The sequence below is a fragment of the Myroides sp. TSA_177.3 genome, from assembly GCF_052691955.1.
The window spans coordinates 119,749-143,789 of the sequence record NZ_JBQZGD010000007.1 but is presented as its reverse complement, the minus strand read 5'-3'; the positions used below and the strand labels follow the sequence as shown (position 1 = coordinate 143,789).

Sequence of the window (24,041 nt, the reverse complement as noted above, 5' to 3'; positions counted from 1 at the left end):
TTTATCAGCTCAGATTATTTAGTTTTTGGATATTAGGATAACAAATAGCACTATAAGGATAATTGCAAGGACAGTAGCACATCCAATTTTCCAAGCACTATAAGGTTGTTCGCCTGTAATTTTACCTGTTACTCCATTGACATAGTACGTATATTGCTTGTTTCTATAAGAAAACGAACTGACGTATAAGGGCAAAAGAATATGCTTAAAAGTAATTTGCGATAAATCCGTGTTGACTTGATGGATGCGTTGCTGATCTCCTCCAATGTGTCTGCAGTTTATTGAGGGATTAATTCCTTTAACGGTTGGAGAATTGTTACTTCGTATTTTTTTGCTCGTTCTTCTTTTTATTTCTGTGAGTATCTGGTCTAAGGGATGCAATTTTTAGCCTATAGTACTGTAATCTTCATTCAATTAGTAAGAATAATGAGCATAAAATATATTATACATAAATAAAACAAAAATCTATTTCTATTTATTAAATTATTCAACTATTATTATTTATTTCTACTTTAAAATGGTTATACTAAATAATATTTCTTTAATTTTAAGTAAATATTACTAATAAAACCAAAAAATGAAAGTAGACACGCAAAAGTTTGATAAGATACTAGAGACTTCCTCTAAGTATGGGCACGTAAATCAGGCCCCTAATGGCAACACAGAACCTCCTATTAATACAGCTCAACGTTCGATGCCCTTTGCAGATGAACCTGGTAATTATCAACGCAATAAGGGTATTCCTTCGAAAGATTTTTCTCAAAGCAAAGTCTATATTGTAGGTAGTGGAATAGCAGGTATGGCAGCAGCTTATTATTTTATACGCGATGGTCGTATTCCTGCAGCTAATATTACCTTTTTAGAGCAATTATCGATTGATGGTGGTTCTTTAGATGGTGCAGGTAATGCACAAGAAGGTTATATTGTTCGCGGAGGAAGAGAAATGGATATGACCTATGAAAACCTTTGGGATATCTTTCAGGACATACCTGCGTTAGAGCTTCCTAAACCTTATAGTGTATTAGATGAATATCGCTTGATTAATGACAATGATCCGAATTATTCTAAATCTAGATTCATTCATCAATTAGGAGAAATTAAAGATTTCAGCCAATTCGGACTATCTAAGAAAGATCAAATGGCTTTAATCAAATTGCTATTAAAAAGAAAAGAAGAATTAGATGATATTACGATAGAACAATATTTTCATTCCTCTTTTCTGGAGAGTAATTTCTGGACGTTTTGGAGAACCATGTTTGCTTTTGAAAACTGGCATAGTCTGCTAGAATTTAAACTATATATGCATCGTTTTTTGCATGATATTGATGGGCTAAAAGATTTATCCGCTCTTGTCTTTCCACGATACAATCAATATGATACGTTTGTTGTACCGCTTCGAAATCACCTTGCTGAATTAGGCGTGCAAATCCGATTGGATACATTGGTGCATGATGTAGATTTACACAGTACTACAGCAGGTAAACTAGTAAAGGGATTGCTTGTGAATCAAGGAGGACTTGAAACGCGTATCGAGATGAATGAACAAGATTTTGTTGTGATTACAACAGGTTCTATGACAGAAGATACATCTTATGGAAATAATACAACAGTGCCAATACCTAAAGTCGATAATACAACAAGTGGTAAGAGTCCGGGATGGAGCTTGTGGAAAAATTTAGCTGCAAAATCACCTGTTTTTGGGCGTCCTGAAAAATTCTGTTCCAATATTGAAAAATCGTCTTGGGAATCTGCAACCTTAACTTGTAAACCTTCTCCCCTAATTGATAAGTTGAAGGAATATGCAGTAAATGATCCGTATTCTGGAAAAACAGTTACTGGTGGTATTATTACAATAACGGATTCCAACTGGCTGATGAGTTTTACATGTAATCGCCAACCCCACTTCCCTACGCAACCCGATGATATTTTAGTGCTTTGGGTGTATGCTTTGTTTATGGATAAAGATGGAAATTACGTTAAAAAAACAATGCCTGCCTGTACAGGAAATGAGATTTTAGCTGAACTATGTTATCATTTGGGAATTATAGATTCACTCAATCAAGTGATTGAAAATACAATAGTTCGTACTGCTTATATGCCTTATATCACCTCTATGTTTATGCCTCGTGCTCAAGGGGATAGACCGCAAGTTGTGCCTGAGGGTTGTCAAAATCTAGCATTAATTGGGCAATTTGTTGAAACGCATAATGATGTAGTATTTACCATGGAAAGTTCGGTCCGTACGGGTAGACAAGCCGTATATCGACTACTTAATTTAAATAAGCAAGTACCAGATATTTTTCCTTTACAGTATGATATTCGCCATTTACTCAAAGCAGCTCATGCGTTAAATGATGACCAACCTATTGTCGGTGAAGCTCTATTGCGCAAATTCTTACAAGGAACCTATTATGAACATATTTTGCCCACAGTTGAAAAGAGAAAAGACGATCAAGAATCTTTCTTTGCGGAGCAATATGAAAAAGCAAAAGATTGGTTTAAAAAACTGATTGGATAACTTGATGTAAAACTTTAACTATAAGAGGGATAAACGCCGAAATACTTGAGACCTAAGCGTTTTTTTTGCGGTGTTTTGTCCTTTGCTCTATACTAGAGCGAATTTAATATACCTTTAATTTTTTCTAATACTTCAACTATGAAAAAGGCGGATTTTACACCCCAAAATGTTACAGATAACCCCAATATTAACACCATATTTACAGTTTGGAAATTGAAACAAGAAGTACCTAATAAGCAAGCTTTTGCAAGGGTTTGTGCTTTAGTTGAAAATTTTAATAATTCCTTTCGTACCCGTCTACCAGAAACACAAACGACTTGTGTGATGGGGATTGGATATGAAGCATGGATTCAATTAAATTTGCCTCAACCACTACCCAAAGAGTTACAATCTTTTGAAGCGATACGAGGAAATAAGCATACGGCTGTGTCAACACCAGGAGATTTGCATTTCCATTTGAGAGGAGCTTCTATGGGAGCGTGTTTTGATATGTCTATGGCCTTAGCTGAAGTTCTAAGTCCTGTAGCAGATTGTTTAGATGAAGTACAGGGGTTTAGATACTGGGACGGCCGTTCGATTATTGGATTTGTTGATGGAACTGAAAACCCTCAAGGACAAGATCGAGCGTTTTATGCAATGGTAGGTGAAGAGGATAACCAATACAAAGGAGGAAGTTATCTTTTTGTTCAAAAATACTTGCATCAATTAACAGCTTGGAACAATACCAGTATTGAGGAGCAAGAAAAAGTTATTGGCCGCTATAAAATGTCTGATATTGAAATGCCAGATGATATTAAACCGACGAACTCCCACTCTGCGCTGACTAATATAGAAGATGAAGACGGAAATGAGCTAAAAATTATCCGCGATAATATGGCATTTGGTCATGCTGGAAAAAGCGAAATGGGTACTTATTTTATTTCCTATGCGAGTAAATTTAGTACAACTAAAAAAATGCTAGAAAACATGTTCTTAGGTGAACCTCTAGGTAATTATGATCGAATTCTAGATTTTAGTACCGCTGTATCAGGTAGTTTATACTTTGTTCCTACCTTGGATATGCTGGGAGATTATGAAGCAGACTAAATAGAATTAAATGGAGATATAGTAAAAAGCTTGACTATACTAGTCGTCAGGCTTTTTTGTTTTAAATCAAAATATTCTTGTGAATAGTATTGGAACAAATTAAACTCTTCTTCTTTTCTTTTTATTCAATTGATAGGCATAGAAAAATCCCACCAATGAGCCAATCAAATGTCCTTGCCATGAAACATCAGCTCCAACCAAATGAGGGAAAATGGCATAAATTAATCCTCCGTATAAAACAGCAACAAGAATAGAGACTAAGATTAATGTTATTTGACGCAAAAAGATTCCACTAAAACAAAGAAAAGTAGCAAGCATATAAATTAAACCACTAGCTCCAATATGACAGCTGCTTACTTGATGTTGCAAATAATTAAAATCAGGTAAAAGCCACAACAGCACACCAGAAAGAATCCATCCAGAAATCAGTACGCTATATGCTTGTTTTTTATAAAACAGAAAGAGTAAGACACTTAGCACAAATAAAGGAATCGTATTGCTACTAAGGTGATTAAGGCTTCCATGAAATAAAGGGCTTAAAAAAATTCCTTTAATTCCTTCTATACGCCAAGGTATTACACCATAACAACGTTGAAAAAAACCAATCTGTTGCAAGATGAATATAATCCATAGTACAAGAATTAGGACTATTGCAGGATAAAAATCTTCTTTCTTTAGTTTTAATGTTCCCTTTCTCAAAATAACAAGACAATTGATAAGTTGTAAATGTACAATTTACTTTCTTCTTAATGTTCTATTTTGAATGTAACTATTTTTTTTTCTAGCCTATTAAATAACCTAAATCGTCTAATTAAAAGTTAGGTTTTTTAGCAGAATTAGACTGTCTAATGTTGTTTATAAAAGGAAGGAAGGAAACGGTTTATAAATTTCTTCCCCTTTTTTTGATTTATACCTAAAACTTCTAATCTACAGTAAATCAAAAACTTGTAATTACATTAAATCTACCTAATATCTTTGATTAGTGAATTAAAACCATTTAAATTAAAAAAAAATGAATAAAATGTAAAAACCAATTAAACGTTTGTTTAATTTTGTACCCAATAAAAAAGTAATCATGGCATTAAATGACAAACAAAAAGAGATTTTATTAGTTGCAGAAGAGTTGTTTTCTCAAAAGGGAATTGATGGAACTAGCATACGTGATATTTCTAAAGCAGCTGGAATTAATGTTGCTATGATTAATTATTATTTTGGTTCAAAAAGTGCCATGGTAAGTGCTCTTTTTGAAATACGCTTAACCCGTACAAGAGAAAAACTAATCGATTTAACGGATAATACGCTTCTAAATTCCTTTGAGAAGCTATTAGCTTTTGTGGAGCATCTAATGGCTGTACAATTGAATAATGCCGATTTTCATCTTATTTTAATGAATCAATTGGCCAAGAAACAAAATGTACCTGAAATTTCGGAAGGTATAGTTTTATTAAAGCGCGATATCATGCAACATATCAATCGCTTTATCGAAGAGGGATATGAAAGTGGTTTATTTCAAGCCAAACCAGATCCCATCACATTTGTCATTTTCTCTATGGGGGTAACAACCTATTTGATTCATCACGAACACATGCTTTATGAATATTGGAATCTGACCAATCACGACGAATTTAGTTTACATATCAAACAACAGATATATCCCTATTTAATTCAATCCTTTAAATCAATACTAATCTACAATGAACAGAAGTAATTACGTCTTACTTGCTTCATTATTTATTGCCCAAGTTTTCGCTCAAACCCCTACTCCAATCACCTTAGAGGAGGCTATTGCATTGAGTTTAAAAAACGGCAAGGAAATAAAAAAAGTAAAAGCAAGTACAGAAGCCTCTAGACTTCAGATTCACAGTGCGCAAAATATGCGTTATCCTGAATTAGAAGTATCTGGAACCTACAACCGTCTTTTTAATGGTACAGACATCAACCTAAAAGTACCTTTACCTGCTTCTTCTGAAGACAAGCAAATGCCTGACGTACAACCTAAGCATTTGATGATCGGCCAAGCAAAAGCCAATATTCCCGTGTTTAGTGGTTTTAAAATTACCAACGCGGTTACACAAAGCAAACAATATTATTCTCTTGCTCAATTAAATGAAGCATCCACAACAGAAAATGTTGTTTACCAAACGATTAATTTATACTTCGCGCTGTACAAAACACAACAGTCGATTGCTTTATTAACAGAGAATTTAAAACGCGCCCACCAACGTACCCTTGATTTTGAACAATTCTTAGCTGAAGGAATCATCGCTAAAAATGATTATCTGAGAACGCAATTACAAGAGGCTAATGTGGAGCTTTCGCTAGAAGAAACCAAGAATACGCAAAAAAATATTACTACCCGATTGAAAGTCTTACTTGACCTTGAGGAAGGAGAAACTATTTTGGCCGAAAAAGTACAACCTGTAGCTATTTTTCCGACCAAAGCAGATGATTTTTCTTCTCGTAAGGATGTGCAAAGTGCACAAAAGATGGAAGAGATTGCGCAAACGGGAATCAAAATTGCAAGAGGAAACTTCTTCCCTTCTATTGGTTTAACTGCGGGATATTCAGCGATCCAATTAGATCAAGTAGTAGATATTACCAATGCAACAAGCGTGGGTCTTGGGTTGAAATATGATTTGACGCAGTTGTTCAAAAACAGAACAGAAGTCAATAAAGCAAAAGCTAAAAAAATCGAGGTAGACTATCAAGCGCAACTCGTTGAAGATTTAGCCAAAGTAGAAATTGATGAGGCGTATAATGCGTATGAATTAGCCTTGAAAAGGAATGCTGTATTAGCAAAAGCATTGGTGCAAGCCAATGAAAACTACCGTATTGTCAAAGATAAGTATGACAATGGATTGACGGACACAGATCATCTATTAGAAGCGGATGTACAACAGTTACAAGCGCAAATTGATACGATGCTAGGTGAAGCAGATGAAACCTTGACGCTTTATCAATATGCGTACAAGACAGGTAAATTAATTGACAACTTACAAGTAAAAAACTAAATGGAAACAAATAATACAGCTACTAAAAAACCACTAAACAAGAAATTTATCGTTGCTTTAGGCGCAATCGTTCTATTCGGAGGTGGATATGGAATCTATAAATATATACATTCATTGGCACATGAGAGTACTGATGATGCTCAGATTGAAACTAAAATAACGCCTATCGTATCAAAAATTCCAGGGTATATTAAAACAATCTACATTCAGGATAATCAGATTGTTAAAAAAGGAGATACGTTGATTCGTTTGGATGATACAGAATACGCAATTCAAGTAGAACAAGCAAAAGCAAACTATCAAGCTGCTTTGAGTCAGTTGCAAGTGGCTGAAGCAGGAGAACATACAAGTCAATCAACTGTACTTTCTTCTCAGGCGGGAGCTTCTACTGCTCAAGCCAATGTAGCTACGGCCCAAGCTAATATTGACGCTGCTAAAACGCAATTGTGGAGAGCGTCAAATGACTATGATCGTTACAATCGTTTATACCAAAGTCAGTCTATTACCAAACAGCAATACGAACAGGCTTTAGCAGCAAAAGAAACAGCAGAAAAACAAGTTGTTGTTTTACAAGAACAACTAAAAGCAGTTGAAAAACAAGCTCAGGCAGTTGCTCAACAAGTGAATATTAGTAAATCTCAAGCAGTTGCGTCAACGTCTCAAATTGATGCGGCGAAAGCAGTTGTTGATCAAGCAAAAGCAAATTTAGATCATGCAGCTTTGTATTTGTCTTATACAGTGATTACAGCAAAAGAAGATGGACAAGTTTCAAAAATCAACTTGCAAGTAGGGCAATTGATTCAACCTGGACAAGGGCTGTTTAACACCGTGCAAAAAGGCAATATTTGGGTAGTAGCTAACTTTAAAGAAACACAAATGGAATACATGCGTGAAGGACAAGCTGTGAATATTAAAGTAGATGCTTTTCCCAAACATAAATTTGAAGGCGTAATTAATTCGATGTCTCCTGCTACTGGAGCTAAATTTGCTCTATTACCACCAGATAATGCTTCAGGTAACTTCGTGAAAACCGTACAACGTATTCCAGTAAAAATCACGTTTACTAATCCAGAAGACGAGATGTTGGTATACGTTAAACCAGGGATGAATGTTGATATTGATGTGAATATTAAAAGCGGACGATAAACGAGACAACTATGAGTGAAGAAAGCCTAGTAGAGCATGGCTATCGTCGAATTATCATTACCATTACAGCTATTCTTTGTGCACTATTGGAAATTGTGGATACAACAATTGTCAATGTTGCGATGAATGATATGAAAGGAAGTATCGGTGTTTCTTTAACCGATATTGCTTGGGTAGTTACAGCGTATGCTATCGCCAATGTAATTGTAGTGCCAATGACTAGCTGGCTCTCACAACAGTTTGGAAGACGCAATTATTTTGCTGCTTCTATTATTATCTTTACCGTCGCTTCTTTTTTATGTGGAAATTCTACTACATTATGGGAGATTATACTTTTTCGTTTTATTCAAGGATTAGGTGGAGGAGCTTTATTGGTTACTTCCCAAACCATTATTACAGAAAGTTATCCCGTTGAAAAACGCGGAGTGGCGCAAGCCATTTACGGTATGGGCGTAATTGTAGGTCCTACACTAGGACCACCTTTAGGGGGGTATATCATTGATAATTATTCGTGGCCTTTTATTTTTTATATTAATGTACCACTGGGAATTTTAGCAACGGTATTAGCGCTGCTTTATGTGAAGAGCCCAAAATATGCAGAAAAAAGTAAATTGAATGAAGTCGATTTCTTGGGAATTATATTACTCGCCATTGCGGTTGGATCTTTACAATATGTACTAGAACACGGACAACAAGATGACTGGTTTGAAAACTCCACCATCCTGACGTTGTCGATTACTTCTGTACTGGGATTCTTTTTCTTTATCTGGAGGGAATTAACTTGTGAAAAGCCGATTGTCAATTTAAGAGTATTGAAGGATTCTAATCTAGCTATTGGTACCGTATTATCATTTATTTTAGGTTTTGGACTTTATGGTTCCACCTTTGTTATTCCGATTTATACGCAATCAATTCTAGGATGGACGGCTACAGATGCCGGAATGTTATTAGTACCTAGTTCATTGATGACGGCCTTTATGATGCCTTTTATTGCGAGAATGTTACAACGAGGTGTTCCTCCTAAATATTTAGTAGCCACTGGATTTTTAGTCTTTTTTATCTACAGTTTCTGTGCACATAATATTTTAACTCCAGATACAGGTAGTGAGCATTTCTTTTGGCCTTTAGTTATACGCGGAGTAGGTTTAGGTTTATTATTTGTACCCATTACAACGCTTTCTCTGTCTAATTTGAGAAACAAACAGATTGGTGAAGGTGCTGCGTTTACAGGAATGATGCGTCAATTAGGAGGGTCTTTTGGAATTGCCTTAATTACTACTTTTATTTCTCGTTGGACAGTGAACCATCGATTGGCCTTAGTGAGCCATTTGGATACCGCTTCACTAGAAGTACAAAATCGCGTGCTAGCTTTACAACAAAGTTTTATAGCCAAAGGTTTTACAGCTGATGAAGCTTTGCAAAAAGCCTATACCCTACTCGATTTAGGAGTAACGAAACAAGCAACTGTACTGACGTATATGGATGTCTTTATGTTCTTGGGGGTTTTATTCTTAATCTGTATCCCTTTTATTCTAATTCTAATTAAAAAAGGAGCCGGGAAAATTATTGCTGGTGCGGGGCACTAGGAGATTATGGGTGTGAGTTATGAGATGGTGAGAGAATCTTAAACAAAAAGCGGGTATTCTTTTAGAATACCCGCTTTTTAATTATTTTTTCTGCGCTTTAAGTCTTTGTTTTTCATTTTTATATAGCGCTTTTCTTTTGTTTTTTTCTCTTTTTAGCGCATTTTTATCTCTACTATAGGTTTGTTCTATTCGCTTGATGTCCTGTTCATATTCCTTTTCTAAACGGTCAATTTTAGTTTCAATCTCATCATGTAAAGCATCATATTCATAATAATCTCCTTTGTATTTCTGCTGATTATAATTGGACCATTTAAGGTATTGTTCTTCATATAAGATGGCGCGTATGTCGTCTTCAATCTCTTGGGAAAGTGCTCGTTTCTTTATCCCTTTCTCATACCCTGACAAACTTCGATCTTTTCCAATAGCAGCATATTCTCTACCTATTTTTTTCTTACGTGCAATTAATTGTTCTTTTTGTTTGGCGCTTAGTCTATATTCCTCTCCTCTATCTAACAAGTCTGAAATATCGTTGTTATTCTGGTTGGGTTCGTTTACATGTTGGGCTTGAATTGTAGTAACAAGTAAACAAGCAACTAATACAATATATTTTTTCATAGCATTATAAGTTTCTTATTATGGCTTGCAAAGTAAACGTTATTTAAGTTATACTAAAATAAATAGAAATAATTAGTAAAAATTAACAGTTATTTGAACTAAGATGATTACTTCGCATAATACAATGAAAGTACTGATTTATGTTTACTATAGGTTATTTGGAATATAAAAATAGAACAAAAAAGATGATACATTTCAGTGTCCTCATTAACAAGAGATAGAGCAAAATTGTAATTTCAATTAAGAGCTAGTTAATAGAATTAATAGAATTAAAGTTTAAAATTAACTTTAATCTATCAACCTTAAAACACAAACAAGATGAAGAAAAGTTTAGTATTATTTGCATTTCTATTTCTGTTAACTGGAGGTGCAATGTTAGCTCATACCACTGAGCAATTAACAACAGAAGCTGTAGAAAAAAGTTATGACCCTACGAAACCTTATGGTTATACAATCTTTATTAAAGAGCTCAGTACAGGTAATTTGGTTTATGAAGAAACATTTTGTGCAATAGAAGCGGATCTCCCTGCTATTTATCAAAGAATTCTTGAACCATTTGGAGAAGATATGTTAGATTTTTATCAGATTTCAATGCGTGATAACGGTCGTTGCAATTAGTTTCAATTTTATTACTTTTAAATCAGCTAGGTTAAATCCGTTTAACCTAGCTTTTTTTATAATATAATAAATGGGGATGTGTTTTACTTATTCGCTTGTTTAATTTTAAGGATAAAACTGCTCGTAGTTAGTAGTGAAAACAGTAACACCAATAAAGGAGTATAGTAAAGATCATAACTGTTTTTAAACTTTGCTTATTTTATTTTAGGATCTTCATAAAGTTGAGCATAAATGTGCTTCAAAAGGAATTCTTTATTCTATCTGCTAGATGTAGTATTATGTCAAAACGTGATATATTAATATATAGGAGAGCTATTTCGTAAAAACAGCCCTCTATTACACTGTTATTTTGTGCTTTTGATACAAATATTAGGTTTTTTGAAAAAAATTAAGTATCTTTAACTTGATTTTTAATGGTATTTAAGAGGTAGAAGGTGAATTTAAACTCAATTTAAGGAGATTATTCAATTAAATTCTCTAGTATTAGCTGTTTATTTTTAACCTATATGCTATCGTCAAAAATAATACCCCCTCTTTCTTTTCAACAGGACCAAACCACATGAGGGAAATGACAACATCTAGCGATTGTCAATACAAATCAAAACAAAGGATTATATGGTGAAGGCATTGCTATTCGACATGTAATGGTGTAGTATACATTTACTTTTTAATTAAGAATTAGTTTTAGTCGTTTTTCTATTTTAAGACGAACAGTAAAATTGTACTCTTTAATTAAGCAAGAAATACAAAAACACACTATGCCTATTTAATTCGATCAATATTTTGATTTAAAGCAAGTTTACTACCGTTTTGTTCTTTCTTTAACTAGTTCAATGTAATCCGATTTTCTTACATCTACCTTTGAGGTATCAAAATAGAATAATAATGGAACGAAGAAATTTTTTGAAAAAAGGTTTATTAGGGACAGGAATGTTCGCCGCTACGGCAGCTCTAGGAAATATACTGAAAAATGAAATTGATGAACTCGAACCTTTAGAAGTTTTAGGTTTTAATCATATACCTAATACCACGTCTAAAATTAAAGACAATTCTGTTTTTCATCCCGCGAGTTCAAGAGGATTGGTTAATCACGGATGGCTAGTTAGTCATCATACCTTTAGTTTCGCAAACTATCACAATCCTGAACGCATGCACTTTGGGGTACTTCGAGTATTAAATGATGATCAAGTAGCAGCAGGTAAAGGATTTGGTATACATCCTCATGACAATATGGAAATTATTAGTATCCCTTTACAAGGCGATTTAAAACATGAGGATAGTATGGGAAACACTTCTATTATAAAGGAAGGAGATATTCAAGTAATGAGTGCTGGAACGGGTATTATGCATAGTGAATACAATAAAAATCAAGATCGTGAGGTCCAATTTTTACAGATTTGGGTCTATCCAAACAAGCGCAATGTATCCCCTAGATATGATTCAATAACCTTAGATAAGAAAAAACGAAAAAATAGGTTTCAACAAATACTTTCGCCAAATCCCGAGGATGAAGGGGTATGGATTCACCAAGAGGCTTGGTTTCATCTAGGCCTATTTGACGATCAAATGCAGGTGAATTATACCATAAGAAAACCGGGAAATGGAGTTTACATCTTCCTTATAAAAGGAAGTGCAACAATAGAAGACCAAAAAATAGAGGCACGAGATGGATTGGGAATTTGGGATATTACAAATCTTACTATCCAAGCAACGTCACCAGAAACAGAAATTTTAGTTATGGATGTTCCCATGACACTCGCTTAACAACACAATAAAATATAACACAACATTAAAAATCAAATCAATTATGACAAAATCAATTTGGGCAATTGATCCAACACATTCAGAAATTGGATTTAAAGTAAAACACATGATGTTTACTAATGTATCTGGAAAATTTACCAATATACAGGCCGTGATAGAAAATGAAAATGACAATTTTGAAACATCTAAAATTTCATTTACAGCAGAAGTTAACTCTATTGATACCAATAATGAAGATAGAGATAAACATTTAAGAAGTGCTGATTTTTTTGATGTTGAAAACTATCCAAAACTTTCTTTTACATCAACAAAGGTTGAGAAAAATAAAGAGGGCAACTATACGATATATGGGGATTTAACCATTAAAGATAACACGCAAAGTATTGCACTAGACACTGCATATAGCGGATTGATGAAAGATCCTTGGGGGAATACTAAAGCAGGTATTTCACTTACTGGAAAAATTAATCGAAAAGAGTTTGGGTTGACCTGGAACTCAGCGCTAGAAACAGGAGGAGTATTAGTAGGTGAAGATATCCAATTGATATCGGAGATACAAATAATGAGAAAATAATAACTAACTAATTAAAATTTTAAAAAGATGAAAAAAGTATTTTTAACATTCGTTTTAGGTTTAGTAACAGTGACAGCATTTGGGCAAAAACCAAGTCCAGAATTATTGAGTCCAACCAATCACTCTTTAGTATTGATTGACCATGAAGGACAAATGGCTTTTGCGACGCATAGTATTTCTATGAATGAATTAAGACAAAACACAGCTATTGTAGCGGGAGCATCAAAAATATTCAATGTACCAACGGTAATTACTACGGTAGCAGAGAAATCATTTAGTGGACCTGTTTTCCCAGAAGTAATGGAATTTTATCCACAAGCTACTTCAAACTACGTTGATCGAACTAGTATGAATACCTGGGAAGATGTAAATGCGTATAAAGCAATTACGGGAAAAGGGAAAAAGAAAGTAGTTATGGCAGGGTTATGGACCAGTGTATGTATTGTTGGACCAGCATTATCTGCATTAAATGATGGATATGATGTTTATGTGATTAGTGACGCATCTGGAGATATTACACAAGAAGCACATGATCAAGCGATGACTAGAATGATTCAAGCCGGAGCAAAACCAATGACTTCAATTCAATATTTATTGGAGTTACAACGAGATTGGGCACGTCAAGAAACATATCAAGCAGTGAACGATTTGATTGTGAAGTATGGAGGATCTTATGGTATAGGTATCCAATATTCTAGAGAAATGTTGACACATTAATCTTACAGCGGATACGTTAACTCGTATCCGCTTTTTTTTAAATTTAAAATTAGAGTTATGAAAAAAATATATACTGTTTTAGTATTTAGTATGATTACGGTTTTTTCATTGTATGCGCAAAAAGCAGATATTATTATTTCAAATGGAAAGATTACGACTCTCAATGATACAAAACAAGAAGTAGAAGCAATTGCAATAGCAGGTAACAAAATATTAGATATTGGTTCAAATAAAGATATTTTAAAGCTTAAAGGAAAAAACACAAAACTAATTGATGCCAAAGGAAAACGAGTAATACCGGGGCTATTTGATAGTCATTTACACGTTATTCGCGGCGGTAGATTCTATAATTTAGAATTACGTTGGGATGGTGTTACTTCGGTAAAAACGGCTTTAGGAATGCTGAAAGAACAAGCCGCTCGTACGCCAAAGGGACAATGGATTCGAGTAGTTGGTGGTTGGAATGAATATCAATTTGAAGAAAAAAGATTACCAACACTAGAGGAAATCAACGAAGCTACGGGTGATGTTCCAACTTTTATCTTATATCTATATGGAAAGGCCTGGTTAAATAAAGCTGGAATTCAAGCTTTAAACATTACGGGGGATACACCAAATCCAGCAGAAGGTCTTATTCAAAAAGATGAACAGGGAAATCCTACAGGATTACTTGTTGCAGAACCGAATGCTTTTATCTTATACTCTACCCTAGCTAAACTTCCGAATATGACTCGTGAAGAAGAGGTGAATTCAACCCTGCAATATATGACAGAGTTAAATCGCTTAGGGGTTACTGCAGTAATGGATGCTGGGGGTGGTTTTCAAAACTTCCCAGATGATTATACTATTACAGATGAATTAAATAAACAGGGAAAAATTACGGTTAGACTACCTTATTTCTTATTTGCTCAAAATAAGGGATCAGAATTAAAAGATTATACTCAATGGTTGGGTATGGTTAATATTGATGAACACGCACCTAATGGCCATAATGATATTGATTATTATGTGGGAGGTGCTGGTGAAAATTTAGTGGGTGATGCTGGAGATTTTGAAAATTTTCTATTTCCGCGCCCTATACTTCCAAATGCGATGGAAGATAATTTAAAATCAGTAATTAGCCTTTTGGTTCAAAATAGATGGCCTTTCCGTTTACATGCTACTTATAATGAAAGTATTGAGCGATTTTTAACGGTAATCGAAGAGGTAAACAAAGAGACTCCACTAGATGGACTTGTTTGGTTTTTTGACCATGCGGAGACTGTAAGTGAAGAAAGTCTGCAAAGAATTAAAGCATTGGGTGGTGGTATTGCGATTCAACACCGCATGGCCTACCAAGGAGAAAGCTTTATAAAACGCTATGGTAAAACTCCAGCACTAGCCTCTCCTCCTATTAAGCGAATACTAGAATTAGATATTCCTGTTGGACTTGGAACTGATGGAACGCGTGTAGCATCATATAACCCATGGATTGCTTTATATTGGATAACAACAGGTAAAACAGTTGGAGGTAATCAAGTTATGGCTAAGAGTAATGCGATTAATCGTATAGATGCCCTGCGATTAGTAACACACAAAGGATATGAGTTAATCAAAGAAGAAAAGAAAGGGAAAATTGAAAAAGGATATTATGCGGATGTCGTGATATTAGATCAAGATTACCTGACTATACCAGAGCATGCTATTAAAAATGTTACAAGTGAACTAACTATAGTAGATGGAAAAATCGTGTATGGAAATAAAGAATTTAAAACTTTTGCTCCTGCACTACTCCCTGTAATTCCTACTTGGAGCCCTGTAAAATACTTTGGTGGATATCAGCATAAATAGTGACAAAAGCATATCATTTACGTAGATTTTAATGTAAATGAGCTTCCCTTTATAGGTTCAATAAAAAATATAAATCAGATGAAAACACTCAACTTTCTAGTGATCGGAAAAAACACAGCAATTTTGATGACGTTAAAACGAATCATTGAAGCAAATAAAGGATGGTACGCCACTGTAACAGAAGATGAAAACATATTACAACCTTTTTTAAATGAAAACAAAGTGAATATCATTTTATTAAGTGCTGGTTTAGATGAACTCATTGAAATTGGTATAAAAGCCTATGCCCTCTCTATTGATCCGAATATCAAAGTTATTCAGCATTTTGGTGGTGGAAGTGGGCTTTTGAAAAACGAAGTATATAGTGTATTTCCTGATTTGAATCATTCAAAAAACTAAAATAGATGTATGCCAATATAATTAATAATGTAGGTAGATCCATGAAATTTACTGCTGAAGAGGAATTTTTTTTCACTAATCTTCTAAAGAAGGAGTCTTATCCAGCTAAAACAAAGCTTTTACGAGAAGGCGAAATATGTCAATTTGAAGGGTATGTACAAAAAGGTTGTATTCGCATTTATTATGTTAATGAAGATGGTTTTGAAGTTACCATTTCCTTTGCGATAGAAGATTGGTGGGTAAGCGACATTGCTTCATTTCACGAACAAATCCCTTCGGATTTGTTTATTGAAACGTTAGAAGACACAGAGCTCTATTTACTTACGCCACAAACAAAAGAAGAACTATTACAGGCAATTCCAAAATTTGAACGAGTATTTAGAATGCTCGTTCAAAGAAATCTAACTAGTGTACAAAATCGTTTAATTAATACGATTTCAAAAAAAGCAGCTGATCGATACCTCGAATTTATCTCGTTGTATCCAACTATTCCTCAACGAGTGGCACAATATTATATTGCCTCTTATCTGGGGGTAACGGCTGAATTTGTCAGTACAATTAGAAAGCGATTGCTCACAGAATAAATAAAGGGACCGTCTCAAAAGACAGTCCCTTTTTGTTTTGAACACAATTTATAAATATAATATCAACATTACTTTCTCCCTAATTCCAGTTTATTAAAATTAAGGAGTACTAAAGAAAGCCGTGTTTGTAAGATTCTTTTATAAAGGAACAGTATCAAAATTAACCATCCAATTAACGCCAAATTTATCCGTTGCCATACCAAAATAAGCTCCCCAAAACATGTGATCCATCGGCATAATAATTTGCCCTCCTGCAGAAATAGCAGCAAACAATTGATCTGCTTCTTCTATACTTTCTGTATTAATCGAAATAGAAAAATTATTCCCTTGTAAAAATGTAGGTGCACAGTCTCCTCCAGTGTCACTACCCATCAACACCGTATTACCAATAGGTAAACTAACGTGCATTATTTTATTTTTATCTGCTTCAGAAACTGTAAATCCTTCTTGCGGAGGCATTTCACCTAGTTTTCCGATGTAGGTGAATTCTCCACCGAAAACAGATTTATAAAAGTTAAATGCTTCTTCGCAATTGCCGTCAAAATTTAAATAAGTGTGTATTGTTGCCATAATTTGATTGGATTTAATGGTTTATAAGATAGGATTATAACGTGAGGATAGAAACTTCGTTTAATTATCAGGAATTGTAGGTTCAACTAGTTTCTTTAATTTATCTAAGCTTTCCTGCCAGCCTAAATAACACATTTCAACAGGAATAGCATCTGGAATGCCTTCTTGTGTGGCTATAATTTCCGTACCACATAGAACTTCTTTTAAAAGAATGGTGGTTATCATTTCTCCTGCTAGCTGTGGATCATTAAAGCGATCGGTATACTTGATTACTTCCTTGTCTATAATCTCAACATATTGTCCGCCAAAAGCATGGCTCGTTCCTGTTGAAAAATTGGTAAAAGACATTTCGTACGTCCCTCCTACCTTAAACTCCATGTGGTGAAGTTTGGCTGTAAATCCATAGGGAGGCAACCATGAAACAAGTGCATCAGCATCAGCAAATGCCTTGAAGACTTTAGCTGGGCTTGCCGTAAACACACGATGTAAAGTTACTTTGTTCGACATAAACAGTAGATTAAGATTACTTTTTCAGTTTACTTTCATACAAATCAACCCACTGCTGTACACTCATCTTTTGCATCAATTCTCCAATGAGTTGGTAGGGAATTTCTTCCATTTTCTTAAATCGGATACAACTTTTTCCCATATCCAATTTTTGTTTGCTGTGCTTGGGATATTCTGTGACAAACCAATCCAATAAAGTTGGATCAGAATAAATACCCATATGATAAAAATTAATCGAATTCTTCTGAGAAGCAAGGCCTGCAAAAGGCAAAGCTTCGATAGGCTTACAGTGATATCCTGCTGGATAAAGGCTGTGTGGAACAACATAGCCTAATCCTCCATAACTAATTGCAGCTTCAAAACCTGAAGGCAAATGATCAACGATAGTCTGATGTAACTTCTTAAAAGCCTCTGCTCGTTCTGCTGGTATATGTAATAAAATTTCGTCTACTGTACTTCCTACTGCTTTCATGCGAATGGGTAATTTCTACTTTGAATTAATTTAAAAACTAAGTTGTTATTTTGGGACTAGTTATCTCAATATTTTTTCCATTTTCTTTCCTTTAGCTAGTTCGTCAACTAATTTATCGAGATACCTAACCTTTTTGGTTAATGGATTTTGAATTTCTTCAATTTTATAGCCACAAATAACGCCTTTAATCTCTTCCGCTTTTGGATTTAATTGAGCTCTTTCGAAAAAGACTTCAAAAGATACTTTTTCATCCACCAATTTATCTAGCTTTTCTGGGTCAAACCCCGTAAGCCATTCAATGACTTGATGCAGCTCTTCGATGGTTCTTCCTTTACTTTCTACTTTCGCAATATAATGTGGATAAACAGAAGCAAATGTCAGCGTAGCCATACGAAGATTATGTTGTTCTGTTTCTTTCATTTTATTTTTTATTAGATACCCTGCAAAGTTAAAATAGCAATTGACGGATCAGCTTTTTTTTACGCTTTATCGTTCTACTAAGGTAGTTAAAATAAGAATATGAAGTATTTAAAGGGTTTATTTATACAAATTTGACATTTATTTAACATAAAATACTCTATTTGAGAAATAAGTATAATTTGTTTGTCCCCTTTTTTGGTGTTAAATAAACCTTTATTATGATACTTTTTGCTATTATTTAACCCCATTAATCACGCTAACTTTTAAGTTTAAAAAAGTTAAGAAACTAAAACAATGATATTTAGCTTATTTTTTGAGGTAAACAATCTTCATAAAACGAGTTTTTTCTGGTGCGTGATCATACCAAGTAGATGCTCGTTGAAGAACTAATGTTGACTTATCAACACCTATAATCTCATATTCAGTAAGATCTATATAATCATCTCCGTGAAATTCAGTTACGAGTTGATAGTTCTCTAAAGTATAACTATGTGAAGTTGTGCCTTCTTGACAACTATCATGATGATCATATTGATAACTGAAATGTTCAATTAAAGTCTGCTCTTTAATCTCAAGACGCGTTAATGGACAATTATGAATGTTAAAAGCATCTATTTCTTTTACTAATTTCTTGTGTTCATCCAAATACACAATTTTTGATTCCTCCCAGATTCCCTTAATCGCAGTAGAGTAATCAATGCCAGGACAAACAATAACAGAGTCGGAATCATCATCATCATCACTAGAACAACTTGCTGTTAACAGTGCAACCCCAAGGAATAAAAAAACATACTTCATAATATATCATTTAAATTAACTGTAATATTAAGCAAATTTTAAGTAAAAATGAATTTATTTTTTGTTGATTTCTAAAATAATTCAAATAAAATTGTTTGTTTAATTTAAAAAACAGTTGACAAACGGATAGTTTTTTAAATAAAAGATATATCGGTATAAAAACAATGTCAAATACAAACGAAATAAAAATAGCATGATGAGCGAGACCAATACAGCTAGTAGTTATTTTATATGCGAAATCAGACTATAATATAAATTTATGACGGCGATAGTCGCTTGGTGAATATCCCGTCACCTTTTTAAATAAACGCGTAAAATAAGAAGGAGAATTGTATTTTAATTCAAAGGCTATGCCTGCAATATCTCTACTTTTATCCTGTAATAAAATTTGACTATGTAAGATACTAATCTCATTAATCCATTGCTTAGGTGGCTTATTTGTAGCTTCTTTGACACATTTGTTTAAATAATTTTCTGAAATATGAAGTAAGTTAGCGTAGAATAAAACATTCTTGTGATCGATATGAAATTTTTGAACCATTTCTCTAAAGCGAAAGGCAATATCCAACTGTCGACTCATCGGTGTTTTCTTTTCCATATCTACGCGAATTACCTTCATTAAAACCGTTTCCAACAACGTAATACAAATCTCCTCATCGCGTTGTTCACTGGTGCTTTCTTCCTCCAATAAATCAAGCGTTCTCCCTACCCAATTGGCATTGACTTCATTTAATTTGACATAGGGATTCATGGTGAAAAACTTCAAGTCGTTCGCGCCTAATGAAATATCCGTAATCACATCATTCTCATATACCACGAAATACCCTTGAATATCATCTGAAATAGATAAGGTTGCCGTAATATTGCCATTTTTGACATTTATAATCTCATTTTTGGATAAGGTATACGCCCCACTATCTAAATATTGTGTCATCTCTCCTTTCGTCAATAAGATTAAAAAATTAAACGTCGTACGATAAGGAATGACGGGCATTAAAATACCTCGCAAATAGTCTTCCAAACGATAGACTTGTATTTTACTATCGTTTTTTAAATAACTATCACTCAAATGAGGCAAAAACAACTTTTTATATTGGTAGTTGTTTAATATTTCAATAGAAGGTTTCGACATGCTGAATCCAAAAAATAAAACAAAGTTTATAAAATAAATATAACATTATGCGCAATAAAGAACTAATTTTTATTATTTCGAATGAAATAGTTCGTTCCATATTCTATTTACTCCTAGTTCTTCTAGTTTTAAGACAATCCATTTGTCTAATCGCTTGATGGGATACATCACCCACATGGCAAATACAAAAGGAAAGGTCAAGGTAGTCCATCCGTATTGAATCATAAAGATATCAAAATACGTGGAGATAATGACACTAATCAGCACATACATTCCTGCCCGTACTTTATCTTCTCCCATCGCTATTCCACAGAGCACAGCATTAAAACTGAAAACCCCTTCGTTAATCAAAGCATTGGAAGCGTGATTACTGTGTGAAATATAAACGCTGACAATAACGGCTACGAAACCATATAAGGCTTGTATAGGGCGACTGATAAAGACGCCTAAGAAAAAAACGACTCCTGCTACAAAGCTCCCTTGAAAGAGCACTTGCCCGAAAGCGTGCCCTTGGATTAAAAAATCATCGAGTTCTTGAATATCAACAAAGTGCTCTGGAACAGAGCGAATTGCTAAATCGGGAATACTCAAAATAAACAAAGAAATCCACGTAAAGATAATAAAAGGAAAGGTATAGGCTGGCAATTCGCGTTTCATGGCCCAATGCATGAGTACAGTTGAAGCAATCGATGAAGCGATCATCAAAAGATACACCCATAAGCTGGGCTGAAAGTAGAACATCAACGCTATAGCAATCAAACAAGGATTAAAGCCATACAGTCCATCTTCAATTTCTTGCTCATCGTACTTTAATAGTTTAGCCGTTAAGATGGCAACAACATTACTCAAGGAAGCGGCTAAAGCCATATCCGTTGAATCATAGTAGATTGCGGCTAAGAATAAAATCCCCGTTAGCGCATTCGCTTGTAGCATAATCTGTCCAAACCCTTTAAAAAAGGCATTAAAACAATGGATTAGTAGTGCTTTCATTTGTTTTTCTTTTTAGTAATTGTCGGGGTTTATTTTTTATTTACAATAGCATGAGGTCATCCCAGAGCTTCTGTTGAATGGCTTGAAAAATGGCAAAGAGTTTTTCTGCTCCTTGTCCTAAAATACGAACCATAAAACCGTCTCCTTCTACGGCACTAATCCCAAAGGCGATAGCCTCCATTTCTCCATATTGCTCATAAAAAAAGTCAATATATACTTGTACGTTTATTTTAGCCGTGTTAGAATAAATCAATGTTCCTTGATGCGTATACCCTTCTAAAATACCTAATCCTTGCAAGGGCATTAACCCTGGTTGCAACAAGACATTATCCTTTAATTGGAGCTTTCCTTCATAGTAGATTTCGGTGAGATTTTGAAAATGATCATATTCAAATTCCTCTCCCGAAAGTTTTCTACCACAAGTAATGATATCAGACAGTAAAAAATGACAATCTGCCTTTAGTTCTACCCTATTTCGACTAATAAACGTAGAAGCGCGTTGAGGCACTACTGGATGTGGAACATAAGCAAATACACTTCCTTTTTCCATTTGAATCGTCGTCGTTTGTGTCGACTTGTTTTTCATGTGAAAAAGACGTTGGTATGCTTGTGTCTGCAATTGTAGTTTTGTATTTGGTGCGAGATTAATGCTGATCTGATGCTCATCATTATCTAATAATCCAGGGGATGAACTCATAATCATCAAATACGCTGCCTTGTCCTTTTTATATTGCCCTACAGGTACAATGCGGAAGGGCTGCGTAACGTAAGCATCTTTTAAATAAGATAAGCCTTCACGCTGTTCAATCTGAATTGCTAAAGAAGAAACCATATTATCGCACTAAATTCGGTTCATCAATGTCTTCGAGTAAGGCATATTTTTTGATCCATCCAACAATTTCTTCTAATCCTTCTCCCGTCTTTAAATTTGAAAAAAGAAAAGGAGCTCCTTTTCGCATGCGTCTTGCATCGCTTTCCATCACACTTAAATCTGCACCAACATAGGGAGCTAAATCGATTTTATTGATGAGTAATAAATCAGAACGCGTAATAGCTGGCCCCCCTTTTCTCGGTATCTTTTCTCCTTCTGCAACATCAATTACAAAGATGGTAATGTCTGCTAAGTCAGGGCTATACGTTGAAGAAAGGTTATCTCCTCCACTTTCAATGAGGATTAATTCCAAATCGGGAAAGCGATTCGCTAATTCTTCTACTGCTTCTAGGTTCATACTGGCATCTTCGCGAATAGCAGTATGGGGGCAGCCTCCTGTTTCTACTCCTATGATTCTGTCTCGATCCAATAAGCTGTTTTTAGCCATGAATTCAGCATCCTCTTTGGTATAAATATCATTTGTAATAACAGCCAAGTCGTATTCATTTAATAAACGGCGACTTAAGCGTTCTAATAAAGCTGTTTTTCCTGATCCAACAGGTCCTCCAACTCCAATTTTTACGTATTTTCTAGTTTCCATGATTATTTTATCTTTTTAATTCGTGATTTAGGATAGGTATAGTCTGGAGTACAATCGCTCGTGTTGCATCGATCGAATGTCAAAACCAATGGTACATAATCCTATTAAATTGCGGTCCATTTGCAGGGATTCTTCACTTAACTGAAGCAAGTCATCGTGTAAATAATACAGAATATCTTGCCCATCCAATTGTCCTAAAGGCACTAATTTAACGGCATTGGTTACCATACCAATAGCTGCATTATAATAATAGGCATGCATGGCTTCAACTAAAGGGATTTGCATGATTGCAGCAAATAAACCATACAGAATACAATAGTGATTGTATACTGCTTTATTCTGTATATAAGTTCCCCATGCTTGTACTAGGGGATGTTCTTGATGGTATCGACTAAATATTTTATATAACCGCAAACCTAATTTTTGACTGGCTACTCTTGTTTCCATTGGTGCCTTTAGCGCATTGCATTCCTGATCGAGAAGGATCAATTCTTCCAGATTAGCTTGTTGCGTTGCATCATAGGCTAATTTCATCAAGGCAGCATCATTGTATTTTAAATTATACCACAAATAATGGCGTACATATTGATCTGCTGTGGTTTTATCACAGACACCTCCGTTTTGAACATAGGTTTCTAATCCATTGGAATGGGTATATCCTCCTATGGGCAAAGTTGGATCTGCTAAATGCAATAGTCGACCTAAAAATGATTCTTGCATGAGTTAAATCTTTAGTACTAAACCACCCTGAGGTAGTTTAAATGATATTTTTTTATGTTGTTCGTAATCTACATTGGCATTCAACGGATTACTCAGTTTTTTTTGTTCCACTTTGGGCTGATATCCTTTGCTGGTTAACCAATCTTGCATAGGACGCTCGTAAGGCATATACAAATCGGTTCCTTTTACAAAAAGAGGAACGTGTTTATTGCCAATTTCATACGCCAACCAACTTAGTTGAATCCAGTGATTTGTAGCAACAACAAGTGCCTCACAGGGTAAAATAGAAACCATAATAACCTTAGATTCATTTTCATATAAAATATCTCCTTCGTTTAACCGTTGATTTTTGCCTAAAAATCGAATGGCAATCGCTTGTCCATCAGCTGTAGTAAGTCGTTGGATGCGTTTGCTGGTTTGGTACCAAGCGATAAACAAATAATCAATCTGCTTTTCTACTTCTTGAGGAAGGCAATTGCGTATGGCTTGTGTTATAATCATTGTTAAACGAA

At 34.6% G+C, this 24,041-nt stretch carries 26 protein-coding genes; 13 read left to right on the top strand and 13 right to left on the bottom strand.

Annotated elements, in window-relative coordinates:
• Window positions 1-577 precede the first annotated feature (577 nt).
• Both ACUTSE_RS09175 and ACUTSE_RS09170 read left to right on the top strand, forming a co-directional pair.
• Complete coding sequence (locus ACUTSE_RS09175; protein ID WP_445640002.1) at window positions 578-2,518, top strand: oleate hydratase; 1,941 nt, start codon at window positions 578-580, stop codon at window positions 2,516-2,518.
• Between the two features lie 138 nt (window positions 2,519-2,656).
• Window positions 2,657-3,604, top strand: a complete 948-nt coding sequence (locus ACUTSE_RS09170; protein ID WP_445640001.1) for a Dyp-type peroxidase — start codon at window positions 2,657-2,659, stop codon at window positions 3,602-3,604.
• A 99-nt stretch (window positions 3,605-3,703) separates the two neighbouring features.
• Here ACUTSE_RS09170 and ACUTSE_RS09165 read toward each other — a convergent pair whose 3' ends face one another.
• On the bottom strand, window positions 3,704-4,303 hold the full coding sequence (locus ACUTSE_RS09165) for a rhomboid family intramembrane serine protease (protein WP_445640000.1): 600 nt from the start codon (window positions 4,301-4,303) through the stop codon (window positions 3,704-3,706).
• A 376-nt stretch (window positions 4,304-4,679) separates the two neighbouring features.
• On the opposite strand from ACUTSE_RS09165, the gene ACUTSE_RS09160 reads away from it, so the two are divergent.
• Genes ACUTSE_RS09160 through ACUTSE_RS09145 form a run of 4 tightly spaced genes read left to right on the top strand, consistent with a single transcriptional unit; the run spans window position 4,680 to window position 9,347 of the window.
• Window positions 4,680-5,312, top strand: coding sequence for a TetR/AcrR family transcriptional regulator (locus ACUTSE_RS09160; RefSeq protein ID WP_445639999.1), 633 nt, complete (start codon window positions 4,680-4,682; stop codon window positions 5,310-5,312).
• A complete protein-coding gene (locus ACUTSE_RS09155) occupies window positions 5,299-6,615 on the top strand; it encodes a TolC family protein (RefSeq protein ID WP_445639998.1) in 1,317 nt (438 codons plus the stop codon). Before ACUTSE_RS09160 ends, ACUTSE_RS09155 begins: the two co-directional genes overlap by 14 nt.
• Window positions 6,616-7,761 carry an HlyD family secretion protein gene (locus tag ACUTSE_RS09150; protein ID WP_445639997.1) on the top strand — a complete coding sequence of 382 codons (1,146 nt, stop codon included), beginning with the start codon at window positions 6,616-6,618 and terminating at the stop codon, window positions 7,759-7,761.
• Window positions 7,762-7,772: 11 nt separating this feature from the next.
• On the top strand, window positions 7,773-9,347 hold the full coding sequence (locus ACUTSE_RS09145; RefSeq protein ID WP_445639996.1) for a DHA2 family efflux MFS transporter permease subunit: 1,575 nt from the start codon (window positions 7,773-7,775) through the stop codon (window positions 9,345-9,347).
• An 81-nt stretch (window positions 9,348-9,428) separates the two neighbouring features.
• On the opposite strand, the gene ACUTSE_RS09140 is transcribed toward ACUTSE_RS09145, so the two are convergent.
• A complete protein-coding gene (locus tag ACUTSE_RS09140; RefSeq protein WP_445639995.1) occupies window positions 9,429-9,962 on the bottom strand; it encodes a hypothetical protein in 534 nt (177 codons plus the stop codon).
• Window positions 9,963-10,280: 318 nt separating this feature from the next.
• Between ACUTSE_RS09140 and ACUTSE_RS09135 the strand changes: the two genes are divergently transcribed.
• The 7 genes from ACUTSE_RS09135 to ACUTSE_RS09105 all read left to right on the top strand — a co-directional run bounded on the left by ACUTSE_RS09135 (window position 10,281) and on the right by ACUTSE_RS09105 (window position 16,448).
• Complete coding sequence (locus ACUTSE_RS09135) at window positions 10,281-10,580, top strand: hypothetical protein (protein WP_445639994.1); 300 nt, start codon at window positions 10,281-10,283, stop codon at window positions 10,578-10,580.
• An 885-nt stretch (window positions 10,581-11,465) separates the two neighbouring features.
• Window positions 11,466-12,344, top strand: coding sequence for a pirin family protein (locus ACUTSE_RS09130; RefSeq protein WP_445639993.1), 879 nt, complete (start codon window positions 11,466-11,468; stop codon window positions 12,342-12,344).
• A 43-nt stretch (window positions 12,345-12,387) separates the two neighbouring features.
• Window positions 12,388-12,918, top strand: a complete 531-nt coding sequence (locus ACUTSE_RS09125; RefSeq protein WP_115090360.1) for a YceI family protein — start codon at window positions 12,388-12,390, stop codon at window positions 12,916-12,918.
• 27 nt (window positions 12,919-12,945) lie between these two features.
• A complete protein-coding gene (locus ACUTSE_RS09120; RefSeq protein WP_115090359.1) occupies window positions 12,946-13,635 on the top strand; it encodes a hydrolase in 690 nt (229 codons plus the stop codon).
• 57 nt (window positions 13,636-13,692) lie between these two features.
• Window positions 13,693-15,465 carry an amidohydrolase gene (locus tag ACUTSE_RS09115; RefSeq protein ID WP_445639992.1) on the top strand — a complete coding sequence of 591 codons (1,773 nt, stop codon included), beginning with the start codon at window positions 13,693-13,695 and terminating at the stop codon, window positions 15,463-15,465.
• Window positions 15,466-15,543: 78 nt separating this feature from the next.
• Complete coding sequence (locus ACUTSE_RS09110; protein ID WP_445639991.1) at window positions 15,544-15,864, top strand: hypothetical protein; 321 nt, start codon at window positions 15,544-15,546, stop codon at window positions 15,862-15,864.
• A gap of 5 nt (window positions 15,865-15,869) precedes the next feature.
• Window positions 15,870-16,448, top strand: a complete 579-nt coding sequence (locus ACUTSE_RS09105; protein WP_445639990.1) for a Crp/Fnr family transcriptional regulator — start codon at window positions 15,870-15,872, stop codon at window positions 16,446-16,448.
• Window positions 16,449-16,586: 138 nt separating this feature from the next.
• Here the strand turns inward: ACUTSE_RS09105 and ACUTSE_RS09100 are convergent, their stop codons facing one another.
• From ACUTSE_RS09100 to ACUTSE_RS09050, 11 genes are all read right to left on the bottom strand, one after another.
• Window positions 16,587-17,018 carry a VOC family protein gene (locus tag ACUTSE_RS09100; RefSeq protein WP_445639989.1) on the bottom strand — a complete coding sequence of 144 codons (432 nt, stop codon included), beginning with the start codon at window positions 17,016-17,018 and terminating at the stop codon, window positions 16,587-16,589.
• Window positions 17,019-17,078: 60 nt separating this feature from the next.
• Window positions 17,079-17,525 (bottom strand): SRPBCC family protein, encoded by a 447-nt coding sequence (locus ACUTSE_RS09095; protein ID WP_445639988.1) that lies wholly within the window; start codon window positions 17,523-17,525, stop codon window positions 17,079-17,081.
• A gap of 16 nt (window positions 17,526-17,541) precedes the next feature.
• Complete coding sequence (locus ACUTSE_RS09090) at window positions 17,542-17,997, bottom strand: DUF1801 domain-containing protein (RefSeq protein WP_445639987.1); 456 nt, start codon at window positions 17,995-17,997, stop codon at window positions 17,542-17,544.
• Between the two features lie 60 nt (window positions 17,998-18,057).
• Complete coding sequence (locus ACUTSE_RS09085; RefSeq protein WP_445639986.1) at window positions 18,058-18,417, bottom strand: DUF2200 domain-containing protein; 360 nt, start codon at window positions 18,415-18,417, stop codon at window positions 18,058-18,060.
• Between the two features lie 306 nt (window positions 18,418-18,723).
• Complete coding sequence (locus tag ACUTSE_RS09080; protein WP_445639985.1) at window positions 18,724-19,215, bottom strand: hypothetical protein; 492 nt, start codon at window positions 19,213-19,215, stop codon at window positions 18,724-18,726.
• Between the two features lie 244 nt (window positions 19,216-19,459).
• Window positions 19,460-20,347: a helix-turn-helix domain-containing protein gene (locus ACUTSE_RS09075; protein WP_445639984.1), complete on the bottom strand. Its 888-nt coding sequence runs from the start codon at window positions 20,345-20,347 to the stop codon at window positions 19,460-19,462.
• Window positions 20,348-20,419: 72 nt separating this feature from the next.
• Window positions 20,420-21,337: an urea transporter gene (locus ACUTSE_RS09070; RefSeq protein WP_445639983.1), complete on the bottom strand. Its 918-nt coding sequence runs from the start codon at window positions 21,335-21,337 to the stop codon at window positions 20,420-20,422.
• A gap of 40 nt (window positions 21,338-21,377) precedes the next feature.
• Window positions 21,378-22,169, bottom strand: a complete 792-nt coding sequence (locus ACUTSE_RS09065; RefSeq protein WP_445639982.1) for an urease accessory protein UreD — start codon at window positions 22,167-22,169, stop codon at window positions 21,378-21,380.
• Window position 22,170: 1 nt separating this feature from the next.
• A complete protein-coding gene (gene ureG, locus ACUTSE_RS09060) occupies window positions 22,171-22,809 on the bottom strand; it encodes an urease accessory protein UreG (RefSeq protein ID WP_002992420.1) in 639 nt (212 codons plus the stop codon).
• 27 nt (window positions 22,810-22,836) lie between these two features.
• A complete protein-coding gene (locus ACUTSE_RS09055) occupies window positions 22,837-23,529 on the bottom strand; it encodes an urease accessory protein UreF (protein ID WP_115090347.1) in 693 nt (230 codons plus the stop codon).
• 3 nt (window positions 23,530-23,532) lie between these two features.
• Window positions 23,533-24,030, bottom strand: a complete 498-nt coding sequence (locus tag ACUTSE_RS09050) for an urease accessory protein UreE (protein ID WP_445639981.1) — start codon at window positions 24,028-24,030, stop codon at window positions 23,533-23,535.
• Window positions 24,031-24,041 lie beyond the last annotated feature (11 nt).